The following is a 19,003-nucleotide window of genomic DNA, read 5'->3' as shown; positions in this document are numbered from 1 at the left end:
TCATGAGGTCCGTGCCCCAAGCGACATCGCTCCGTCGTGCGCCCGTGCAGCGGCGCAGTGCCGAACGGCTGACGAGAATCCTCGACGCCTGCGCCGACCTCCTGGACGAGGTGGGCTACGACGACCTGAGCACCCGGGCCGTGGCCGAGCGCGCGGGGGTCCCCATCGGCTCCGTCTACCGCTTCTTCGGCAACAAGCGCCAGATGGCCGACGCGCTCGCCCAGCGCAACCTCGAACGCTACGCCGAGCGCGTCACCGAGCGGCTGAAGGGGGCCGGCCGGGGGGACTGGCGGGCCGCCATGGACGCCGTGCTCGACGAGTACCTCGCCATGAAGCGCACCGCGCCCGGCTTCTCCCTGGTCGACTTCGGCAACCAGATCCCGGTCGGCGCCCGGCACGCCGAACCCAACCACCGCGTGGCCGACCGCCTCACCGACCTGCTCTCGGAGCACCTCGTCCGCGCCCCCGACGACGACCTGCGCCGTGTCTTCCTGATCGCCGTGGAGGCCGCGGACACCCTCGTCCACCTGGCCTTCCGCGTCGACCCGGAGGGCGATCCGAAGGTGATCGAGGAGACCCGCGAGCTGCTGCGCGCCTACCTGGCGCGGGTGCTGGACTGACGGCCGCGGCCGACCCCTCCCCACGGGGCATACCGCTCGGTATGCTCACCCGGGAGAAGGCGCCGCTGCCCCCAGGAGGACCCGTGTCCCGCACCGCCCTGCGAATCTGCCCGTTGTGCGAGGCCACCTGCGGGCTCACGCTCACCATCGAGGGGACCCAGGTCACCGGCGCCCGCGGCGACCGGGACGACGTCTTCAGCAAGGGCTTCATCTGCCCCAAGGGGGCCTCCTTCGGCGCCGTGGACGGCGACCCCGACCGGCTGCGGACCCCGCTGGTGCGCAAGGACGGCGAACTGCGCGAGGCCACCTGGCAGGAGGCCTTCGACGCCGTGGCCGCGGGCATCCGGCCGGTCGTCGAGCGGTACGGGGCGAACTCCGTGGGCGTCGTCCTCGGCAACCCCAACGTGCACACCATGGCCGGCGCGCTCTACCCGCCCGTGCTGATCGCCGGACTCGGCACCCGCAGCCTCTTCACCGCCTCCACCGTCGACCAGATGCCCAAGCACGTCTCCAGCGGACTGCTCTTCGGCGATGCCAACGCGATCCCCGTCCCGGACCTCGACCGCACCGACCACCTCCTGCTCATCGGCGCCAACCCCCTGGAGTCCAACGGCAGTCTGTGCACCGCCGCCGACTTCCCGGGCAAGCTCAAGGCGCTCAAGGCGCGCGGCGGCACGCTCACCGTCGTCGACCCGCGCCGCACCCGCACCGCCGCCCTCGCCGACCGGCACATCCCCGTGCGGCCCGGCACGGACGCGCTGCTCCTCGCCGCCATGACCCACGTCCTCTTCGACGAGGCCCTCGTCGCCCTCGGCGCGCTGGCCCCGCACGTCGAAGGCCTCGACGAACTCGCGGCGGCCGTCGCCGAGTTCACCCCCGAAGCGGTCGCCGAAGCCTGCGACGTGGAGGCCGCGCTGATCCGCACCCTGGCCCGCGAACTCGCCGCCGCCCCCACCGCAGCCGTCTACGGCCGCATCGGCAGCTGCACCGTGCCCCACGGCACCCTCGCCAGCTGGCTCGTCGACGTCCTCAACATCCTCACCGGCAACCTGGACCGGCCCGGCGGCGCGCTCTTCCCGCAGGCCGCCACCGACCGCACCCCCCGCCCGGCCGGACCCGGGCACGGCTTCCGGCTCGGGCGCTGGCACTCCCGGGTCGGCCGGCACCCCGAGGCCAAGGGCGAACTGCCGCTCTCCGCGCTCGCCGAGGAGATCGACACCGCAACCGACGAGGGCGAACCGGTCCGGGCGCTCATCGCCGTGGCCGCCAACCCCGTCCTGTCCGCTCCCGACGGCGACCGGCTCGACAAGGCCCTCGGCGGCCTCGACTTCATGGTCAGCGTCGACCCCTACCTCAACGAGACCTCGCGCCACGCCGACGTCGTGCTGCCCCCGCCGCCGCCCTCGCAGAGCCCGCACCACGACTTCGCCTTCAACACCCTCGCCGTGCGCAACCAGGTCCGCTACACCCGCCCGGCCGTCCCGCTGCAGCCCGGCCGGATGGCCGAGACCGAGATCCTCGCCCGGCTGACCCTCGCCGCCACCGGCATGCACGGCGCCGACCCCGGCGCCGTGGACGACCTCGTCGTCGGCCAGACCCTCGGCAAAGCGGTCGCCGACCCGCACTCGCCCGTGCACGGCCGCGACCCGCACGACCTCGCCGCACAGCTCACCGGCGACACCGGCCCCGAGCGCCGCCTGGACATGATGCTGCGCCTGGGCCCCTACGGCGACGGCTTCGGCGCCCGCCCGGACGGACTGAGCCTGGCCCGGCTGCTCGCCGCGCCGCACGGCATCGACCTCGGCCCGCTGCGCCCGCGGCTGCCCCAGCCGCTGAAGACGCGCAGCGGCCGCGTCGAACTGCTGCCCCGGCCCATCGCCGACGACCTCCCGCGGCTGCGGGAGGCCGTGCGCCGGCCCGCGGACGGACTCGTCCTCGTCGGCCGGCGGCACCTGCGCTCCAACAACAGCTGGATGCACAACGTCCCCGCCCTCACCGGCGGCACCAACCGCTGCACCCTGCACATCCACCCCGAGGACGCCGAACGGCTCGGGGTGCGCGACGGCGCGCCGGTGCGGATCAAGGGCGCCGGGGGAGAGGTGACCGCGCCGGCCGAGGTCACCGACGGCGTGCGCCGCGGGGTCGTCAGCCTGCCGCACGGCTGGGGGCACGACCGCCCCGGCACCCGCCTGAGCCACGCGGCGACCGTCCCCGGCGTCAACGTCAACCAGCTCCTCGACGGCAGTCTGCTGGACCCCCTGTCGGGCAACGCCGTCCTCAACGGGGTGCCGGTCGACGTGGCCACCGTCCCGGCCCCGTGAGCCGAGCAAAGCTGTGACCTGGAGTTTTGCGCTTATTGCTCGCAGGTCAACGTCTTGTTAACACGGTTTGAACGGACCTAACGTCGACCCACCGCCGACCCCCAGGTGGGATGTTCAAGGGCGAACGTTAGGTATCCACTCATGCTGACCATCCTCGGCTTCGCCATGATCGCGACCTTCCTGGTCCTGATCATGCTGAAGAAGATGTCGCCGATCGCGGCGCTCGTGCTGATCCCGGCGCTGTTCTGCGTCTTCGTCGGAAAGGGCGCCAAGCTCGGCGACTACGTCCTCGACGGCGTCACCTCCCTCGCCCCGACCGCGGCGATGCTCATGTTCGCGATCGTCTACTTCGGTGTGATGATCGACGTCGGCCTCTTCGACCCGGTCGTGCGGGGCATCCTCAAGTTCTGCAAGGCCGACCCGCTCCGCATCGTCATCGGCACGGCCCTGCTCGCCGCGATCGTCTCCCTCGACGGCGACGGCTCCACCACCTTCATGATCACCGTCTCGGCGATGTACCCGCTGTACAAGCGCCTGAAGATGAGCCTGGTCGTGATGACCGGCGTCGCGGCCATGGCCAACGGCGTGATGAACACCCTGCCCTGGGGCGGTCCGACCGCCCGCGCGGCCACCGCCCTCAAGCTCGACGCGAGCGACATCTTCGTGCCGATGATCCCGGCCCTGGCCGTGGGGCTGCTCTTCGTCTTCGTCCTCGCCTACGTCCTCGGCCGCCGCGAGCGCACCCGACTCGGCGTGCTGACGCTGGACGAGGTGCTGGTGGGCGGTCACGTCCAGGAGAAGGGGACGGAAAAGGACCGGGAGCAGGCCGAGTTGAGCGAGACGGTCCTCGTCGGCGCCGGCGGCTCCGGCGCGGGCCGGGCCCCCGGGCCCGCCGCCCCGTCCGCGGGCTCCGGTGCGGCCGTCGGCGACGACGGGAGCGACGACGCCGGCGACGACACCGATGACGACGGTTTCCAGGGCCTCGACCCGCGACGGGCCACGCTGCGCCCGAGGCTGTACTGGTTCAACGCGCTGCTCACGGTCGCCCTGCTGACCTCCATGATCATGGAGTGGCTGCCCATCCCGGTGCTGTTCCTGCTCGGCGCCGCGCTCGCCCTGACCGTCAACTTCCCGCACCTCCCCGACCAGAAGGCGCGGCTCGCCGCCCACGCCGACAACGTCCTCAACGTCTCCGGCATGGTCTTCGCCGCCGCCGTCTTCACCGGCGTCCTCCAGGGCACCGGCATGGTCGACCACATGGCCACCTGGATGGTGGACGTCATCCCCGCCGGCATGGGCCCGCACATGGCGCTCGTCACCGGCGTCCTGAGCCTCCCGCTCACGTACTTCATGTCGAACGACGGCTTCTACTTCGGCGTGCTGCCGGTCCTCGCCGAGGCCGGCGCGGCCCACGGCGTCACCCCGCTGGAGATGGCCCGCGCCTCCCTGGTCGGCCAGCCCCTGCACATGTCGAGCCCTCTCGTCCCGGCCGTCTACGTCCTCGTCGGCATGGCACGGGTCGAGTTCGGCGACCACACCCGGTTCGTCGTCAAGTGGGCCGCCTGCACCTGCCTGGCCATCCTCGGCGCGGGCGTCCTGTTCGGGATCATCTGAGCCTGCCGTGGAGGGACTTGTGAGGCCCGGTGGGAACCGCGGCTGGCTGCTCCGCCTCGTCATCGCCTTCGGCTTCGCGCAGGGGGCGGTGTCCATGGCCCGGCCCGCCGTGTCCTACCGGGCCCTCGCGCTGGGCGCGGACGAGCGGGCGATCGGCGTCATCGCGGGCGTCTACGCCCTGCTGCCCCTGTTCGCCGCCGTGCCGCTCGGCCGGCGCACCGACCACGGCCGCTGCGCACCCCTGCTGCCCGTCGGCGTGGTCCTGATCTCCGGCGGCTGCGTGCTGAGCGGCGTGGCGGGTTCGCTGTGGGCGATGGCCCTGTGGAGCGGGGTCATGGGACTGGGCCACCTCTGCTTCGTCATCGGCTCCCAGACGCTCGTGGCCCGGCAGTCCGCACCGCACGAACAGGACCGCAACTTCGGCCACTTCACCATCGGAGCCTCCCTCGGCCAGCTGGCCGGCCCGGTCGCGGCCGGAGCGCTGATCGACGGCGCGGACATGGCGCGCAGCAGCGCCCTGGCCCTGCTCGTCGCGGGCGCGGGCTGCGCGACGGCGTTCACCTCGCTGTGGCGCGTGGAGCACCGCGGCGCCGCGGCCGGCCCCCGCGGCGGGCCGGGCGGCCGCGTCCCCGTCGGCCGCATCCTGCACACGCGCGGTGTCCCGGCCGGCATCCTGATCAGCCTCTCCGTGCTGTCCGCGACCGACATCCTCACCGCCTACCTGCCGGTGGTCGGCGAACACCGGGGCATCGCCCCGGCCGTCGTCGGCGTGCTGCTCAGCGTCCGCGCCGCGGCCTCCATCGCGTGCCGGCTCGTGCTCACCCCGCTGCTGAGGCTGCTCGGCCGCACGGCGCTGCTGTGCGGGACCTGTCTGCTGGCGGCGCTGCTGTGCGCCGCGATCGCGCTTCCGGCGCCGGTCGGGGTGCTGGGCGCGATCCTCGCGGCGCTCGGGTTCTGCCTCGGGGTCGGACAGCCGCTGTCGATGACGACGGTGGTCCGGGCGGCGCCGGACGGCGCCCGCTCCACCGCCCTCGCGCTGCGCCTCACCGGCAACCGGCTCGGGCAGGTCGCCGCCCCGGCCGCCGCCGGACTGGTGGCCGGGGCCGCGGGCGTGGCCGCGCCGTTCGTGATGCTCGGGGCGCTGCTGCTGCTGTCGTCGGGGGTGGCCGCGCGGTCCTCGGGAGGCGGACGCGGGGACGAGGGCGGGGACGGGGGCGGCACGCCGGTCCCGGACGGCCGCCTGCCGGGGGCGAGGGTGCGAGGCCGCCGGGCCGGGGCGGGCTTGCGCCGGTCGGGCGATGTCTGACGGCGCGTCGGGCGGCGCTCCCACCGTCGGGAGCGCCGATGTGAAAGAGAGTCAGGTGCAAGAGCGATTTGTATGAAAATCGTCCTGACTCGGAGGAATGCGCATGTCCAGCTCGACGCTCCCGCCCGCCTTCGGCGCCCGCCTCGGCGCCACGGCCCTCACGGTGCTCGCCGCCGCGGGTTTCACCTGCCTCGCGGCACCGACCGCCGTGGCCGTAGGGGAGGCCGGCGACATCAGGATCCACCGCGAGCAGGTGCCCCCCGGCGTCTCCAAGGACGACCCGGTGGCCTGCCGGTTCTACCTCGACGCCGCCAACTTCGGTGAACTCCCGACCGTCGGCTACACCATCAAGGCCCGGCCGCCGGCCCCCGACACCGCCACCGTCACCGGCACCATCACCCTGACCGACGGCGCCGGGCACACCGACACCCTGGGGCTCGCCGAAGGGTCCTACACGCTCGAGTGGACCCTCCCCGCCGCCGCCCCCGGCGCCCCTCCGGCCCCCTCGCCCAAGGTGAAGGTCTTCAAGATCAACTGCCCCGAGGGTCAGCGCGGCGGCAACCAGGGCCCGAACCGGCCGATCACCGACGACGGCCGTGAGGTCGCGGCCCCCAACGGCCAGGGCGGCGGCGGACAGGCCGGCTCCGGGCAGGGCGGCAACGGCTGGAGCGGCGAGAAGGGCGGCGGCCCGGCCGGCGGCGTCCACGCCGGCGGCGGCGGTCTCGCCGACACCTCGCACTCCTTCACCCCGCTGGCGGGGGCCGCGGCGGTCGGTCTGGTGGCCGTCGGCGGCGTCGCCTACTTCCGACTGACCCGCCGGCGCAACCATGGTGCCGCGTAGGCGCGTACGCAGGCCCTGGTACCGGACGCGAGTCTTCCGCCTCACCAGGACGGCCGCCCTCACGGCCGTCCTGGTGACGGTCGGAGTCCGGTGCGGGGGACACGGCGCCCCGGCCGCCCCGGCCCGGGCGGGCGGGGCGGCCTCCCACGCCGCGGCCGCCGCCCCGGCCCCCGGGGGCGACGGCGAGCACGACCGGTCGGAGGGCAAGAAGGGGTCCGAGCGGCCCGAGCCCCCGCCGCGCCCGCTCGACCGGTCCCCGGCGACCACCCTGCGGGTGCCCTCCCTGGGCATCGACGCACCGATCGTCCCGCTCCGGCTCGGCCCCGACCGCCACCTCGGCACACCGCCGGTCGACGACCCCGAACTCGTCGGCTGGTACGCGGGCGGCCCGACCCCGGGGGAACCGGGCACGGCCGTCGCCGTCGGCCACCGCGACACCAAGACCGGCCCGGCGGTTTTCGCCGGCCTCGCCCGCGTGGCGCGCGGCGCCACGATCGAGGCGCGCCGCGCCGACGGCCGCACCGCCGTCTACACCGTCGACCGGGTGCGGGTCTTCGACAAGGCCACCTTCCCCGACAAGGAGGTGTACGGCCCGAGCAAGCGCCCCGAGCTGAGGGTCCTCACCTGCGGAGGTCTCTTCCGCCGCACCACGGGCTACACGAGCAACGTCGTCGTCTTCGCCCATCTGACGCGCACCCGCTGACCCGGCGCCGGGCCGCGCCCGTCCCGCGCCGCCCGGCGTCCGGCGCGTCCGCCGCCCGGTGAACCAGCGCGTCCGGTCTCTCACCAGCCGGACACCGGCGTCCGATCCCGCCCCCTCTCTTCCCCCGGCCGGGCACGGTCCGTTAACTTCCGTGACGCAAAGCCCCGTCGACCCGCACGGGGCGGACCGGACCGCGGAGCACCAGCGCCCTAGTGAGTTCCCGGGGACACCTCTCATGACACGCGCCATCTCCCTGCACGACGTCAGCAAGGTCCACGACCGCGGCCCACGGGTGGTGGACCGGCTGTCGCTGGACGTCGCCCCCGGCGAGTTCCTCGTCCTGCTGGGCCCCTCCGGCTGCGGCAAGTCCACCGTGCTGCGGATGATCGCCGGCCTGGAGCACATCACCGAGGGCGAGCTGCGCCTCGACGGCGCCTACGCCAACGACCTGTCGCCGTCCGACCGGGACATCGCGATGGTCTTCCAGAACTTCGCGCTCTACCCGAACATGACCGGCCGCGACAACATCGGCTTCCCGCTGCGCATCGAGGCCCCCGGCGCGGACCCGGGCCCCCGCGTCGACGCCACCGCGCGGATGCTCGGCATCGAGGACCTCCTCGACCGCTTCCCCGGGCAGCTCTCCGGAGGTGAACGCCAGCGCGTCGCCATGGGCCGGGCCATCGCCCGGCACCCCTCCGCCTTCCTGATGGACGAACCGCTGTCCAACCTCGACGCCAAGCTCCGCAACCATCTGCGCGCCGAGATCTCCAAGCTCACCCGGGACCTCGGCGTCACCACGGTCTACGTCACCCACGACCAGGCGGAGGCCATGTCGCTCGGCGACCGGGTCGCGGTGCTGCGCGGCGGGGTCCTCCAGCAGGTGGGCTCCCCGCGCTCGGTCTACGCGCTGCCGCGCAACATCTTCGTCGCCGCCTTCATCGGCACCCCGCGCATCAATCTCCTGCGCGGCATGGTCCGGGCCCCGCTCGACGGTGCGATGACGATCAGCCTCGGCAAACAGGCTCTGCGGCTGCCCGAACCGCTCTCCCCCGACCACAAGCTGCTGCGCGTGCAGCAGGGGCGCGAGGTGATCGTCGGGCTGCGCTCGGAGGCCGTCCGCATCGCCACGCCGGCCGAGGCCCGGCCCGAGGAGACCCACATCACGGGGCTGGTGGAGCACGTGGAGTTCCAGGGGCACGAGGTGCTCGTGCACTTCGACACGGGTTCGCGGTCCGCCCTGGTGCCGGACCTGGAGGCGCCCCGGACGCTCCCGAGGCCGTCCCGGCGGCGCCGGCGCGAGAACGGGGTGCTGGGCCGGCTGCGCGAACGCGCGGGCGGTCTGCGGGCCGGGCCGGCCGTCGTCCTGGACCAGCCCTCGGAGCAGGACGCTCCCGCGCCCGCGCCCGCCGAGCACCGCCCCCTCGGCGACCTCGTCGTGCGCACCACCCCCGACTTCGACCTGCGCCCCGGCATGCAGGTCCCGCTCCTCGTCGACACCGCCCACGTCTTCGTCTTCGACCAGCACGGCGACCGCGTCAGCCCGGCCCCGGCCCGGCTGCCCGACCTCGACGAGTGAGCGGACGCCGTCCCGTTGTCCCCTGGTGCCGGAAAACTAACGACGCTAGTTTAGGTCGTGGACGACGACGCCCGCCGGAGGGAACGCGATGAAGGCACATGACGGCATCTACCTCGACGGCGCATGGCGCCCGGCCTCCGGCCAGGACGTGATCGAGGTCGTCGACCCGGTGGACGAGCAGGTCATCGGCCGCGTCCCGGCGGCCGGGGCCGACGACGTCGACGCCGCGGTGCGCGCCGCCCGGGCCGCCCTGCCCCGCTGGGCCGCGACCCCGCCTGCCGGGCGCGCGGCCCGCCTGGCCGCCCTGCGCGACGTCCTGACCGCCCGCAAGGACGAGATCGCCGAGACCGTCACCGCCGAACTCGGCTCCCCCCTGGCCTTCTCCCAGGCGGTCCACGCGGCCGTCCCGATCGCGGTGGCCGCCTCCTACGCCGAACTGGCCGCGAGCCACGCCTTCGAGGAGAAGATCGGCAACTCCACCGTCTTCCACGAGCCGATCGGCGTGGTCGGCGCGATCACCCCCTGGAACTACCCGCTCCACCAGATCGTCGCCAAGGTCGCCCCGGCGCTCGCCGCGGGCTGCACGGTGGTCCTCAAGCCCGCCGAGGACACCCCGCTCACCGCCCAGCTGTTCGCCGAGGCGGTCCACGAGGCTGGCGTCCCGGCCGGCGTCTTCAACCTGGTCACCGGGCTGGGCCCGGTCGCCGGCCAGGCCCTGGCCGAACACCCCGGGGTCGACCTGGTCTCCTTCACCGGCTCCACGGCCGTGGGCCGCCGCATCGCGGCCACCGCGGGCGCGGCCGTCAAGAAGGCGGCCCTCGAACTCGGCGGCAAGTCCGCCAACGTCATCCTGCCGAGCGCCGACCTCGCCCGGGCCGTCAACGTGGGCGTCGCCAACGTGATGTCCAACTCGGGCCAGACGTGCAGCGCCTGGACCCGGATGCTCGTCCACCGCGACCGCTACGACGAGGCGGTCGCGCTCGCCGCCGCGGCGGCCGCCAAGTACGCCGACCGCATCGGCCCGGTCGTCAACGCCCGCCAGCGCGACCGCGTGCGCGGATACATCGACCAGGGCGTCGCCGAAGGGGCCCGGCTGGTGGCGGGCGGCCCCGGATCCCCGCGCGAGCAGGGCTACTTCGTGCGCCCCACCGTCTTCGCCGACGTCACCCCCGACATGACGATCGCCCAGGAGGAGATCTTCGGACCCGTGCTGTGCCTGCTGCGCTACGAGGACGAGGAGGACGCCCTGCGCATCGCCAACGGCACGGTGTACGGCCTCGCCGGCGCGGTCTGGGCCGGCGACGAGGCCGAGGCGGTGGCCTTCGCCCGACGGATGGACACCGGCCAGGTCGACATCAACGGCGGCCGCTTCAACCCCCTGGCCCCCTTCGGCGGTTACAAGCAGTCCGGCGTCGGCCGCGAGCTCGGCGCGCACGGCCTCGCCGAGTACCTCCAGACCAAGTCCCTCCAGTTCTAAGGGAGTCATCGACCATGGCTGTCCGCGCCGCCGTCCTCCCCGCCGTCGGGGCCCCGTTGGAGATCACCGGGATCGAGCTGCCCGAGCCGGGGCCCGGCCGGGTCCGCGTCCGGCTCGCCGCCGCCGGGGTGTGCCACTCCGACCTGTCCCTGTCCGACGGCACCATGAGGGTGCCGGTCCCCGCCGTCCTCGGCCACGAGGGCGCCGGCACCGTCGTCTCCGTCGGCGAGGGCGTCGGGCACCTCGCCCCCGGCGACCGGGTGGTCCTCAACTGGGCGCCCTCCTGCGGCGCCTGCCATGCCTGCTCCCTGGGCGAGGTCTGGCTGTGCGCCAACGCCCTGGCCGGGGCGGGCGAGGTCCACGCCCGCACCACGGGGGGCGCGGAGCTGCACCCCGGCCTCAACGTCGCCGCGTTCGCCGAGGAGACCGTCGTCCCCGCCTCCTGCGCCCTGCCCCTGCCGGACGGCGTCCCCCTCACCGACGCGGCCCTCCTCGGCTGCGCCGTCCTCACCGGCTACGGCGCCGTCCACCACAGCGCCCGCGTCCGGTCCGGCGAGACGGTCGCCGTCTTCGGCGTCGGCGGGGTCGGCCTCGCCACCCTCCAGGCCGCCCGCATCGCCGGGGCCTCGACGATCGTCGCCGTCGACGTCTCCCCCGAGAAGGAGGCGCTGGCCCGTGCGGCGGGGGCCACCGAGTACGTCGTCGCCTCCGACCGCACGGCACGCGACATCCGCGGCCTCACCGGCGGGCAGGGCGTCGACGTGGCCGTGGAGTGCGTGGGCCGCGCCGTCACCATCCGCACCGCCTGGGAGTCCACCCGGCGCGGCGGCCGCACCACGGTCGTCGGCATCGGCGGCAAGGACCAGCAGGTCACCTTCAACGCCCTGGAGCTCTTCCACTGGGGCCGCACCCTGTCGGGCTGCGTCTACGGGAACTGCGACCCGGCGAAGGACCTCCCGGTCCTGGCCGGCCACATCCGCTCCGGCCGCCTCGACCTGAGCGTCCTGGTCACCGAACGGATCGGCCTGGAGGACATCCCGGCGGCCTTCGACAACATGGTGGCGGGCAAGGGCGGACGGGCGCTGGTGATCTTCTGACGGCGACGGGCCGGGCGGCCGACCGTGGGGAGGGAGGCGGGAGGGCGACGGGGGGGACGGCAGGAACGCCACCCCGGCCGCGGCCGGGTCCCGGTCTCCGTGCCCCCGCCCCCTCAGGTCCCGTTCTCCGTCCCCGCCGCCCCCGCGGTCGTGGTCCCCGCGCGCGCGGTCCCGGCGGGCGCGGTCCCGCCCGGCCCGGCCCCTCCGGGCACGCTCCCCGAGGCCGTTCCCGAGCCGGTTCCCGCCGTGGAGGCCGGCGGCGTCGCGCGCGGTCGGGAGCGGGACACGGCCACGCCCGCCAGGCACAGCGCCCCGCCCGCCAGGGTGAGCAGGCCCGGCACCTCGCCCAGCGCGAGCCACGACATCCCCACGACCAGCGCGGGCACCGCGTAGGTGGTCGCCCCCATCCGGCCCGCCGTCGTCCGGGCCAGCGCGTACGCCCATGTGGTGAACGCCAGCGCGGTCGGGAAGACGCCCAGGTAGACCATGTTCAGCGTCGCGGAGAGCGGCGCGCGGGCCGCGTCGTGGACCAGGCTGCCCGCGAACGGCAGGCACACCACCGCCCCGATCGCGCACCCGAAGGTCGTCACCTGAAGCGCGCTCGCCCGCGCCAGGGCGGGTTTCTGCGCGACGACCCCGCCCGCGTAGCCGACCGCGGCGAGCAGGCACAGCACCACGCCCAGCACCGACGATCCGCCCTCGCCGGACATCGACAGCCCCACCGCCACCGCGCCCGCGAAGGACACCGCCATGCCCGCCAGCAGCCGGGGCGGCAGCGGGTCGCCGAGCAGCCGTGCGCCGAGCAGCGCGATGAGGATCGGCCCGATGTTGACGACCAGGGCCGCCGTCCCGGCGTCGACCTGCTGCTCGCCCCAGTTGAGCACCACCATGTAGAAGCCGAACCACAGCACCCCGGACACGGCGATGCCGCGCCACGCGGGCCGGGGCGGCCACCCCTCGCGCCGTACCGCGCAGACTGCCCCCAGCACCGCCGCGCCGGACAGCAGCCGTCCGAGCGCCAGCGCCCCGGGGGAGTACGCGTCTCCCGCGCTGCGGATCGACACGAAGGCGGACGCCCACAGCACGACGCTGACCGCGGCCGCCCCGGCGGCCGCCCCACGCGTACGTCGTCCCGCACGCCGCGGACTGTTCATCGAGGTCTCCAGCCTGGGAAGGAAAGGTCGGCAGGGAAAAAGTCGGGAAGGGAAGAGCCGGGAAGGAAAGGGCCGGCCAGGAAAGGATCGGCCGGGAAAGGGTCCGGGGTCTCGCGGTTTCCGGACGAGGAGACGGCGGCCTCCCCCGAGGGTCCGGTGCGCGGCGGCGCCGGGGCGCAGGTCAGCGCAGGGCCGCCGCCTCGATGCCGAGCAGCTCGGCCAGCGCCCGTTCACCGGCCGGTGTCACCTTCACCGCCCGCTCCGAGCCGATGCGCACGCACCAGCCGGCGTCGAGCGCGTGCCGGCACAGGGCCGCGCCGGCGGCGCCCGCGAGGTGGGGGCGGCGCTCGGTCCAGTCGAGGCAGGCGCGGGCGAGCGGGCGCCGGGCCGTCCGGTCCAGCGTGATGCCGTTCCCGGCGAACCAGCGTGCTCCGGCCTCGGTCAGCGCGAAGCCTGCGGCCCGGTCCCCCCGGCCGTGCTCCCGGCCGTCCGCCCCGGTCAGCAGCCCTCGCGCGGTGAGGCCGTCGGCGAGGGCGATCCCGAGCCGCCCTGCGAGGTGGTCGTAGCAGGTGCGGCCCCGGGCCATCGCCGAACCGGCCGTCGAGGCGCGCAGACCGCGCGGACGGCGGGCGGCCTCCGGGGCGACCTGCGCGGCGAGGTCCTCCAGGAGCTGGGCGACCCGGGTGTCGTGGAGTCTGACGTACCGGTGCCGCCCCTGGCGCTCCTCGGCCAGCAGCCCGCCCGCCACCAGCTTGCCCAGGTGCTCGCTCAGCGTCGACGCGGCCACGCCCGCGTGCCGGGCCAGCTCCCCGGCGGTCCAGGCCCGCCCGTCGAGCAGCGCCAGCAGACAGGCGGCCCGCGTCTCGTCCGCGACCAGCCCGGCGAGCGAGGCAAGGCCCGGCGCCCGTACGTCCCGATGATCACCCGTGTGTGTGTCGCTCACGGGTCCAGCATGCGCGACGAACGGTTCGGCGTGCGCCGAACCATGTGCGCCCGCGCTAGGGCAGCTGCTCGAACTGCCGGGCGAGTCCGTCGAGCAGGGCGGTCAGGCCGGTCTCGAAGGCCCGCTCGTCGATCTTCTCCTGCCGGTCGGCGAGCAGGTGGGCCTGACCGAGGTGGGGATAGTCGGCGGGGTCGTACGCGCTCACGTCGTCGACGAAGCCGCCCGCGAACGAGCCCAGCGCGGAGCCCATGACGAAGTACCGCATCAGCGCGCCGATGGAGGTGGCCTGCGCGGGGGGCCAGCCGGCGCGGACCATCGCGCCGTAGACCGCGTCGGCCAGCCGCAGGCCGGCGGGGCGCCGGCCGGGGCCACGGGCGAGCACGGGGACGATGTTCGGATGGTCGCGCAGGGCGGCGCGGTAGGAGGCGGCCCAGTCGTGCAGCGCGGTGCGCCAGTCGCGGTCGTCCTCGAACATCGACAGGTCGACCTGGGCGCTCACCGAGTCGGCGACGGCCTCCAGGATCTCGTCCTTCGTGCGGAAGTGGTTGTAGAGCGAGGGGCCGCTCACGCCCAGTTCGGCGGCGAGCCGGCGCGTGGAGACGGCCGCGAGCCCCTCGGCGTCCACGAGCGCCCGTGCGGCCTGGACGATCCGGTCGGTGCTGAGAAGGGGCTTGCGCGGTCGGGCCATGGCGCACATAGTAGGGCTGCATCATGGAAACTAGCAGTGCTAATTTAAAGTCGGACGTCGTCGGTGGGGTGATCTCGTGGTGAATCTGGGGCTCAGCGAGGAGCAGGTGGCCGTCCAGCGGCTCGCCAGGGACTTCGTCGACCGCGAGATCGCCCCCCATGTCGTGGCCTGGGACCGGGCCGAGGAGGTCGACCGGTCGATCGTGGCGAAACTCGGCGAGGTCGGCTTCCTCGGCCTGACCGTCGACGAGGAGTACGGCGGCTCCGGCGGCGACCATCTCGCCTACTGCCTGGTCACGGAGGAGCTGGGCCGCGGTGACTCCTCCGTGCGCGGCATCGTCTCCGTCTCCCTGGGCCTGGTCGCCAAGTCCGTCGCGGCCTGGGGGAGCGAGGAACAGAAGCGCCGCTGGCTGCCCGGACTGACCTCCGGCGAGTACGTCGGCTGCTTCGGCCTGACCGAACCCGGCACCGGCTCGGACGCCGGCAGCCTCGTCACCCGCGCGGTCCGCGACGGCGACGATTTCGTCATCAGCGGCGCCAAGACGTTCATCACCAACGGCACCTGGGCCGACGTCGCCCTGCTCTTCGCCCGCTCCACGGACGCGCCGGGCCACAAGGGCGTCTCCGCGTTCCTGGTCCCCACCGACACCCCCGGCCTGACCCGCCGCGCCATCCACGGCAAGCTCGGACTGCGCGGCCAGGCGACCGCCGAACTGGTCCTGGAGGACGTGCGGGTCCCCGCCTCCGCGATGCTGGCGCCCGAGGGCAAGGGGTTCTCGGTCGCGATGTCCGCGCTGGCCAAGGGGCGGATGTCGGTCGCGGCGGGCTGCGTCGGCATCGCGCAGGCCGCCCTGGACGCGGCGGTGCGCTACGCGGCCGAGCGCGAGCAGTTCGGCAAGACGATCGCCCACCACCAGCTGGTCCAGGAGCTGATCAGCGACATCGCGGTCGACGTGGACGCGGCCCGGCTGCTGACCTGGCGCGTCGCCGACCTGATCGACCGCGGCCTGCCCTTCGCCACCGAGTCCTCCCAGGCCAAGCTGTTCGCCTCGGAGGCCGCCGTGCGCGCCGCCAACAACGCCCTCCAGGTCTTCGGCGGCTACGGCTACATCGACGAGTACCCGGCGGGCAAACTCCTGCGCGACGCCCGGGTGATGACCCTCTACGAGGGCACGAGCCAGATCCAGAAGCTGCTCATCGGACGGGCGCTGACAGGGGTCTCGGCGTTCTGAGTACCTCCTGAGTAGCCGGACGGATGCGGCGGCGGCCCTGCCCGGCGAGTCTTCTCCCATGAGCGACACACCGGTCAAGCAGCAGAGCACGGCGGCGTTCTACGGACAGGCCGTCGCCTCCTTCGGCATCGCCATCGCGGCCACCGCGATCGGCATCTACAACCTCCACACCGACGCCTGGGTGCGCGGCTTCCTGGCGATCGCCGTCCTCTACCTCGTCACGTCCGCCTTCACGCTGGCGAAGGTGATCCGCGATCGCCAGGAGGCCGGTCAGATCGTCAGCCGGGTGGACCAGGCCCGCCTGGAGAAGCTCCTGGCCGACCACGACCCCTTCGAGAAGATCTGAGCAGGCACGCTAAGCGACCGCTCACCTTCGGCGGTATGGTGTAGCTCCTGTACCGAGAGGGGCGAACGAGCGATGAGTACCGCGGAGGAGACGGCCGGCGGCGAGATCGAGCCGTGGGACGAGGTCACCCCTGACGCGGCCCGGCGGCTGCTGGTCGCCGCCGTGGAGGCCTTCGCCGAGCGCGGCTACCACGCCACGACGACCCGGGACATCGCAGGCCGTGCGGGCATGAGCCCGGCGGCCCTCTACATCCACTACAAGACCAAGGAAGAGCTGCTCCACCGCATCAGCCGGATCGGCCACGACCGCGCCCTGGACATCCTGCGCACCGCGGCAGCCGGCGAGGGGGACGCCACCCGGCGCCTCGCCGACGCGGTCGGCTCCTTCGTCCGCTGGCACGCCGGGCGGCGCACCACGGCACGGGTCGTCCAGTACGAACTGGACGCGCTCGGCCCCGAGGCCCGCGCCGAGATCCTCGGCCTGCGCCGCCAGGTCGACGCCGAGGTGCGCGGCATCATCGAGGACGGCGTCGCCGCGGGCGAGTTCGACGTGCCGGACGTGCACGGCACGACCCTCGCCGTGCTGTCCCTGTGCATCGACGTGGCCCGCTGGTTCAACGTGGACGGCCCCCGTACGCCCGACGAGGTCGGCGCGCTGTACGCCGACCTCGTGCTGCGGATGGTGGGCGCGGCGAAGTAGCCGCGCAGGCAGCCGCCCCGGTGTCAGAGGTAGTACCGCGACACCGACTCGGCCACGCACACCGGCTTGTCCCCGCCCTCGCGCTCCACCGAGAAGGCGACGGCGACCTGCACGCCGCCCGCGACGTCCTCGACGCCGGTGATCGTCGCCGTCGCGCGCAGGCGCGAGCCGACCGGGACGGGGGCCGGGAAACGGACCTTGTTCGTCCCGTAGTTGACGCCCATCTTCACGTTCTCGACCGTGATCAGCTGCGGTCCGAAGAGCGGCAGCAGGGACAGGGTCAGATAGCCGTGCGCGATGGTCGTGCCGAAGGGGCCGGCGGCGGCCTTCTCCGGGTCGACGTGGATCCACTGGTGATCGCCGGTGGCCTCCGCGAACAGGTCGATCCGCTTCTGGTCGACCTCGACCCAGTCGGTGTACCCCAGCTGCTCTCCCACCGCCGCCTTCAGGTCGTCGGCGGACGTGAAGATCCTCGGCTCTGCCATGTCTGCGGCCCTCTCGCGTCACCAGTCGCCCATGTCACCGTGCCATAGGCCTAAGCGACTGCTTAGCATGGTCCGTCGCCGGGTCGATGTCAACGGACCCGGCGACGGGGCGGTGAGTAGGGTTCGACGGGTGCCGCAGATTCCCGAGAAGATCCACGAGCTCACGGTCGGCCAGCTCGCCGCGCGCAGCGGCGCCGCCGTCTCCGCCCTGCACTTCTACGAGTCCAAGGGCCTCATCAGCAGTCGCCGCACGGCGGGCAACCAGCGCCGGTACCACCGTGACGCGCTGCGCCGGGTGGCCTTCGTCCGCGCGGCGCAGCGGGTCGGCATCCCGCTGGCCACGATCCGCGACGCGCTGGCCGAGCTTCCCGAGGAGCGGACCCCGACCCGGGAGGACTGGGCCCGCCTCTCCCGGGCGTGGCGCGCCGAACTGGACGAGCGGATCCGGCAGCTCAACCGGCTGAGGGACCACCTCACCGACTGCATCGGCTGCGGCTGCCTGTCCCTGGCGACCTGCGTCCTGTCCAACCCCGACGACGCGTTCGGCCGCCGGGCCTCCGGCTCACGGCTGATGGTGGAACGAAAACGACCGGACGAGCGTGCGGGCGGGGACCACTGAGCAATCCGGCCCGCTCGCCCGCCCGTCGGCGGGCCGCCGACGGCTCACGGAGGGCGGTCGCGTACCGGGCCTCCCTGCGCCGGGGCTTCGCGCACGCACGTCGTGTCCCGCGCCGTGTCCCGACCGGGCCTCACTCGTACTCGGTGCCGCCCTTACGGGTCAGATACGCCCCGCTGACCGCCTTGGCGATCGCCCTGCCCCCGGTGACGGGGCTGTACCGCTCGACGGCCGGCCGGATCACCACGCCCTCGCGCAGATGCAGCCCGCGCCCCGACACCGTCTCGCGGCCGGTCGCGATCTCCAGGATCCGCGCGCTGTCGTAAGGCCCCTCGAACAGGCGGGGGACGAGCGGCAGTTCGCCTTCCAGCAGCCGCGCCGCGTCCAGCCAGCGGACCGTGCCGTCGATGTCGGCGCAGACGTCGAACACCGCGTATCCGAGGGTGTCGCGCCGGCCGTCCGCGCCGTACGTCAGGTCCTGCACGCCCGCTCCGTAGACCTCCCCGAAGACGCCCACCCGGCGGGCGCCGAGCCGGGCCGCGAGGCGGGCCGCCGCTTCCGGGACGCCGTGGCCGCGCACGGCCCGCCAGTACAGGTTGCGCGGATCCTCCCTCAGCGCGAGGGACTTCGCGCCGAAGCCCTTGGACGAGACGTACACGCGCTCCGGGTCCGCCACATACGTCAGCAGGCAGGCGGAGCCGTGCAGCTTCTCGGTCACGACGACGGGCTCGCCCGCCGCGAAGACGCCGGGGTAGCGCTGGATGTTCTCGACGTCGACCCAGGGCAGCAGATCCGGCGCGGCCTCGACCTCGCCGTCCATGGTCGGCGGGATCGGCGGCACCCATTTGACGATGCCCAGCCGCTCCGCGAAGTCGGTCCCCGCGGCCGCCGCCCGCGCGAGGTCGACGCCGGCGAGCGCCTCGGGCCGGCACACGATCCCCTGCGACAGCTCGCCCCGCAGCCGTACCGCCTTGACCCGGTCCGACCCGCTGCCCGCCAGCCGCCCGGTCAGCCCCAGCTCCTCGATCAGCGCGGCGGGCAGCACCGACTGCTCGGGGATGTACAGGGCGGCCTCGCCGGTCCTGTACGCGCCCTTGGCGACCACGGCGCGGTACAGCCCGACCTGGGCCAGTTCGAGGGCGTCGGCGTTGGGGTGTTCGTGGACGGTCAGCACTTCGGCGGTGACGCGCAGCGTCGACATCAGGGCTCCTCAGGGACTCGACGGACTTCGGTCGTGTGTCATCGGCCCTACTGTCCCCACGACAAACGGGTGGAGCGACCGGATT

Annotated in this window: 18 protein-coding genes; 13 read left to right on the top strand and 5 right to left on the bottom strand. The window is 74.0% G+C overall.

Annotation, left to right across the window (positions count from 1 at the left end; all coding sequences use genetic code 11):
- Positions 1 to 2 precede the first annotated feature (2 nt).
- The 9 genes from ACGFSH_RS23035 to ACGFSH_RS22995 all read left to right on the top strand — a co-directional run bounded on the left by ACGFSH_RS23035 (position 3) and on the right by ACGFSH_RS22995 (position 11,555).
- Positions 3 to 620, top strand: coding sequence for a TetR family transcriptional regulator (locus ACGFSH_RS23035; protein WP_393351471.1), 618 nt, complete (start codon positions 3 to 5; stop codon positions 618 to 620).
- Positions 621 to 703: 83 nt separating this feature from the next.
- The gene (locus ACGFSH_RS23030) at positions 704 to 2,941 is read left to right on the top strand and encodes a molybdopterin oxidoreductase family protein (protein ID WP_393351469.1); all 2,238 of its coding nucleotides are present in this window, start codon (positions 704 to 706) and stop codon (positions 2,939 to 2,941) included.
- Between the two features lie 141 nt (positions 2,942 to 3,082).
- Positions 3,083 to 4,555, top strand: a complete 1,473-nt coding sequence (locus tag ACGFSH_RS23025; RefSeq protein WP_393351467.1) for a CitMHS family transporter — start codon at positions 3,083 to 3,085, stop codon at positions 4,553 to 4,555.
- A gap of 19 nt (positions 4,556 to 4,574) precedes the next feature.
- The gene (locus ACGFSH_RS23020; protein WP_393351465.1) at positions 4,575 to 5,861 is read left to right on the top strand and encodes an MFS transporter; all 1,287 of its coding nucleotides are present in this window, start codon (positions 4,575 to 4,577) and stop codon (positions 5,859 to 5,861) included.
- Between the two features lie 103 nt (positions 5,862 to 5,964).
- Positions 5,965 to 6,702 (top strand): hypothetical protein, encoded by a 738-nt coding sequence (locus ACGFSH_RS23015; protein WP_393351463.1) that lies wholly within the window; start codon positions 5,965 to 5,967, stop codon positions 6,700 to 6,702.
- Positions 6,689 to 7,405: a class F sortase gene (locus tag ACGFSH_RS23010; RefSeq protein WP_393351460.1), complete on the top strand. Its 717-nt coding sequence runs from the start codon at positions 6,689 to 6,691 to the stop codon at positions 7,403 to 7,405. Before ACGFSH_RS23015 ends, ACGFSH_RS23010 begins: the two co-directional genes overlap by 14 nt.
- Before the next feature lie 235 nt (positions 7,406 to 7,640).
- Entirely contained in the window at positions 7,641 to 8,981 is a 1,341-nt protein-coding gene (locus ACGFSH_RS23005) for an ABC transporter ATP-binding protein (RefSeq protein WP_393351458.1), read from the top strand.
- 88 nt (positions 8,982 to 9,069) lie between these two features.
- Entirely contained in the window at positions 9,070 to 10,458 is a 1,389-nt protein-coding gene (locus ACGFSH_RS23000) for an aldehyde dehydrogenase family protein (RefSeq protein WP_393351455.1), read from the top strand.
- 14 nt (positions 10,459 to 10,472) lie between these two features.
- Positions 10,473 to 11,555 carry a Zn-dependent alcohol dehydrogenase gene (locus ACGFSH_RS22995; protein WP_393351453.1) on the top strand — a complete coding sequence of 361 codons (1,083 nt, stop codon included), beginning with the start codon at positions 10,473 to 10,475 and terminating at the stop codon, positions 11,553 to 11,555.
- A 113-nt stretch (positions 11,556 to 11,668) separates the two neighbouring features.
- On the opposite strand, the gene ACGFSH_RS22990 is transcribed toward ACGFSH_RS22995, so the two are convergent.
- The 3 genes from ACGFSH_RS22990 to ACGFSH_RS22980 form a co-directional block, all read right to left on the bottom strand.
- A complete protein-coding gene (locus ACGFSH_RS22990) occupies positions 11,669 to 12,709 on the bottom strand; it encodes a DMT family transporter (protein WP_393351451.1) in 1,041 nt (346 codons plus the stop codon).
- Positions 12,710 to 12,890: 181 nt separating this feature from the next.
- Positions 12,891 to 13,652 carry an ArsR/SmtB family transcription factor gene (locus ACGFSH_RS22985; protein WP_393351449.1) on the bottom strand — a complete coding sequence of 254 codons (762 nt, stop codon included), beginning with the start codon at positions 13,650 to 13,652 and terminating at the stop codon, positions 12,891 to 12,893.
- Positions 13,653 to 13,707: 55 nt separating this feature from the next.
- Entirely contained in the window at positions 13,708 to 14,340 is a 633-nt protein-coding gene (locus ACGFSH_RS22980) for a TetR/AcrR family transcriptional regulator (protein ID WP_393351447.1), read from the bottom strand.
- Positions 14,341 to 14,419: 79 nt separating this feature from the next.
- Here ACGFSH_RS22980 and ACGFSH_RS22975 point away from each other — a divergent pair, with 79 nt between their 5' ends.
- The 3 genes from ACGFSH_RS22975 (at position 14,420) to ACGFSH_RS22965 (ending at position 16,616) form a co-directional block, all read left to right on the top strand.
- Positions 14,420 to 15,571 (top strand): acyl-CoA dehydrogenase family protein, encoded by a 1,152-nt coding sequence (locus ACGFSH_RS22975; protein WP_393351646.1) that lies wholly within the window; start codon positions 14,420 to 14,422, stop codon positions 15,569 to 15,571.
- A gap of 58 nt (positions 15,572 to 15,629) precedes the next feature.
- Positions 15,630 to 15,917, top strand: coding sequence for a YiaA/YiaB family inner membrane protein (locus ACGFSH_RS22970; RefSeq protein ID WP_020128241.1), 288 nt, complete (start codon positions 15,630 to 15,632; stop codon positions 15,915 to 15,917).
- 72 nt (positions 15,918 to 15,989) lie between these two features.
- Positions 15,990 to 16,616, top strand: a complete 627-nt coding sequence (locus tag ACGFSH_RS22965) for a TetR/AcrR family transcriptional regulator (protein WP_393351445.1) — start codon at positions 15,990 to 15,992, stop codon at positions 16,614 to 16,616.
- Between the two features lie 23 nt (positions 16,617 to 16,639).
- Here the strand turns inward: ACGFSH_RS22965 and ACGFSH_RS22960 are convergent, their stop codons facing one another.
- A complete protein-coding gene (locus tag ACGFSH_RS22960) occupies positions 16,640 to 17,101 on the bottom strand; it encodes a MaoC family dehydratase (RefSeq protein WP_393351443.1) in 462 nt (153 codons plus the stop codon).
- A 130-nt stretch (positions 17,102 to 17,231) separates the two neighbouring features.
- Here ACGFSH_RS22960 and soxR point away from each other — a divergent pair, with 130 nt between their 5' ends.
- A complete protein-coding gene (gene soxR / locus ACGFSH_RS22955; RefSeq protein ID WP_393351441.1) occupies positions 17,232 to 17,720 on the top strand; it encodes a redox-sensitive transcriptional activator SoxR in 489 nt (162 codons plus the stop codon).
- A 130-nt stretch (positions 17,721 to 17,850) separates the two neighbouring features.
- Here the strand turns inward: soxR and ACGFSH_RS22950 are convergent, their stop codons facing one another.
- The gene (locus ACGFSH_RS22950) at positions 17,851 to 18,918 is read right to left on the bottom strand and encodes an RNA ligase (ATP) (protein ID WP_393351439.1); all 1,068 of its coding nucleotides are present in this window, start codon (positions 18,916 to 18,918) and stop codon (positions 17,851 to 17,853) included.
- Between the last annotated feature and the right edge of the window lie 85 nt (positions 18,919 to 19,003).

Source organism: Streptomyces sp. NPDC048481, from assembly GCF_043200075.1.
Lineage (GTDB): Bacteria > Actinomycetota > Actinomycetes > Streptomycetales > Streptomycetaceae > Streptomyces.
Note: the sequence above shows the minus strand (reverse complement) of the source record. Positions and strands in the feature narration are given on the sequence as shown.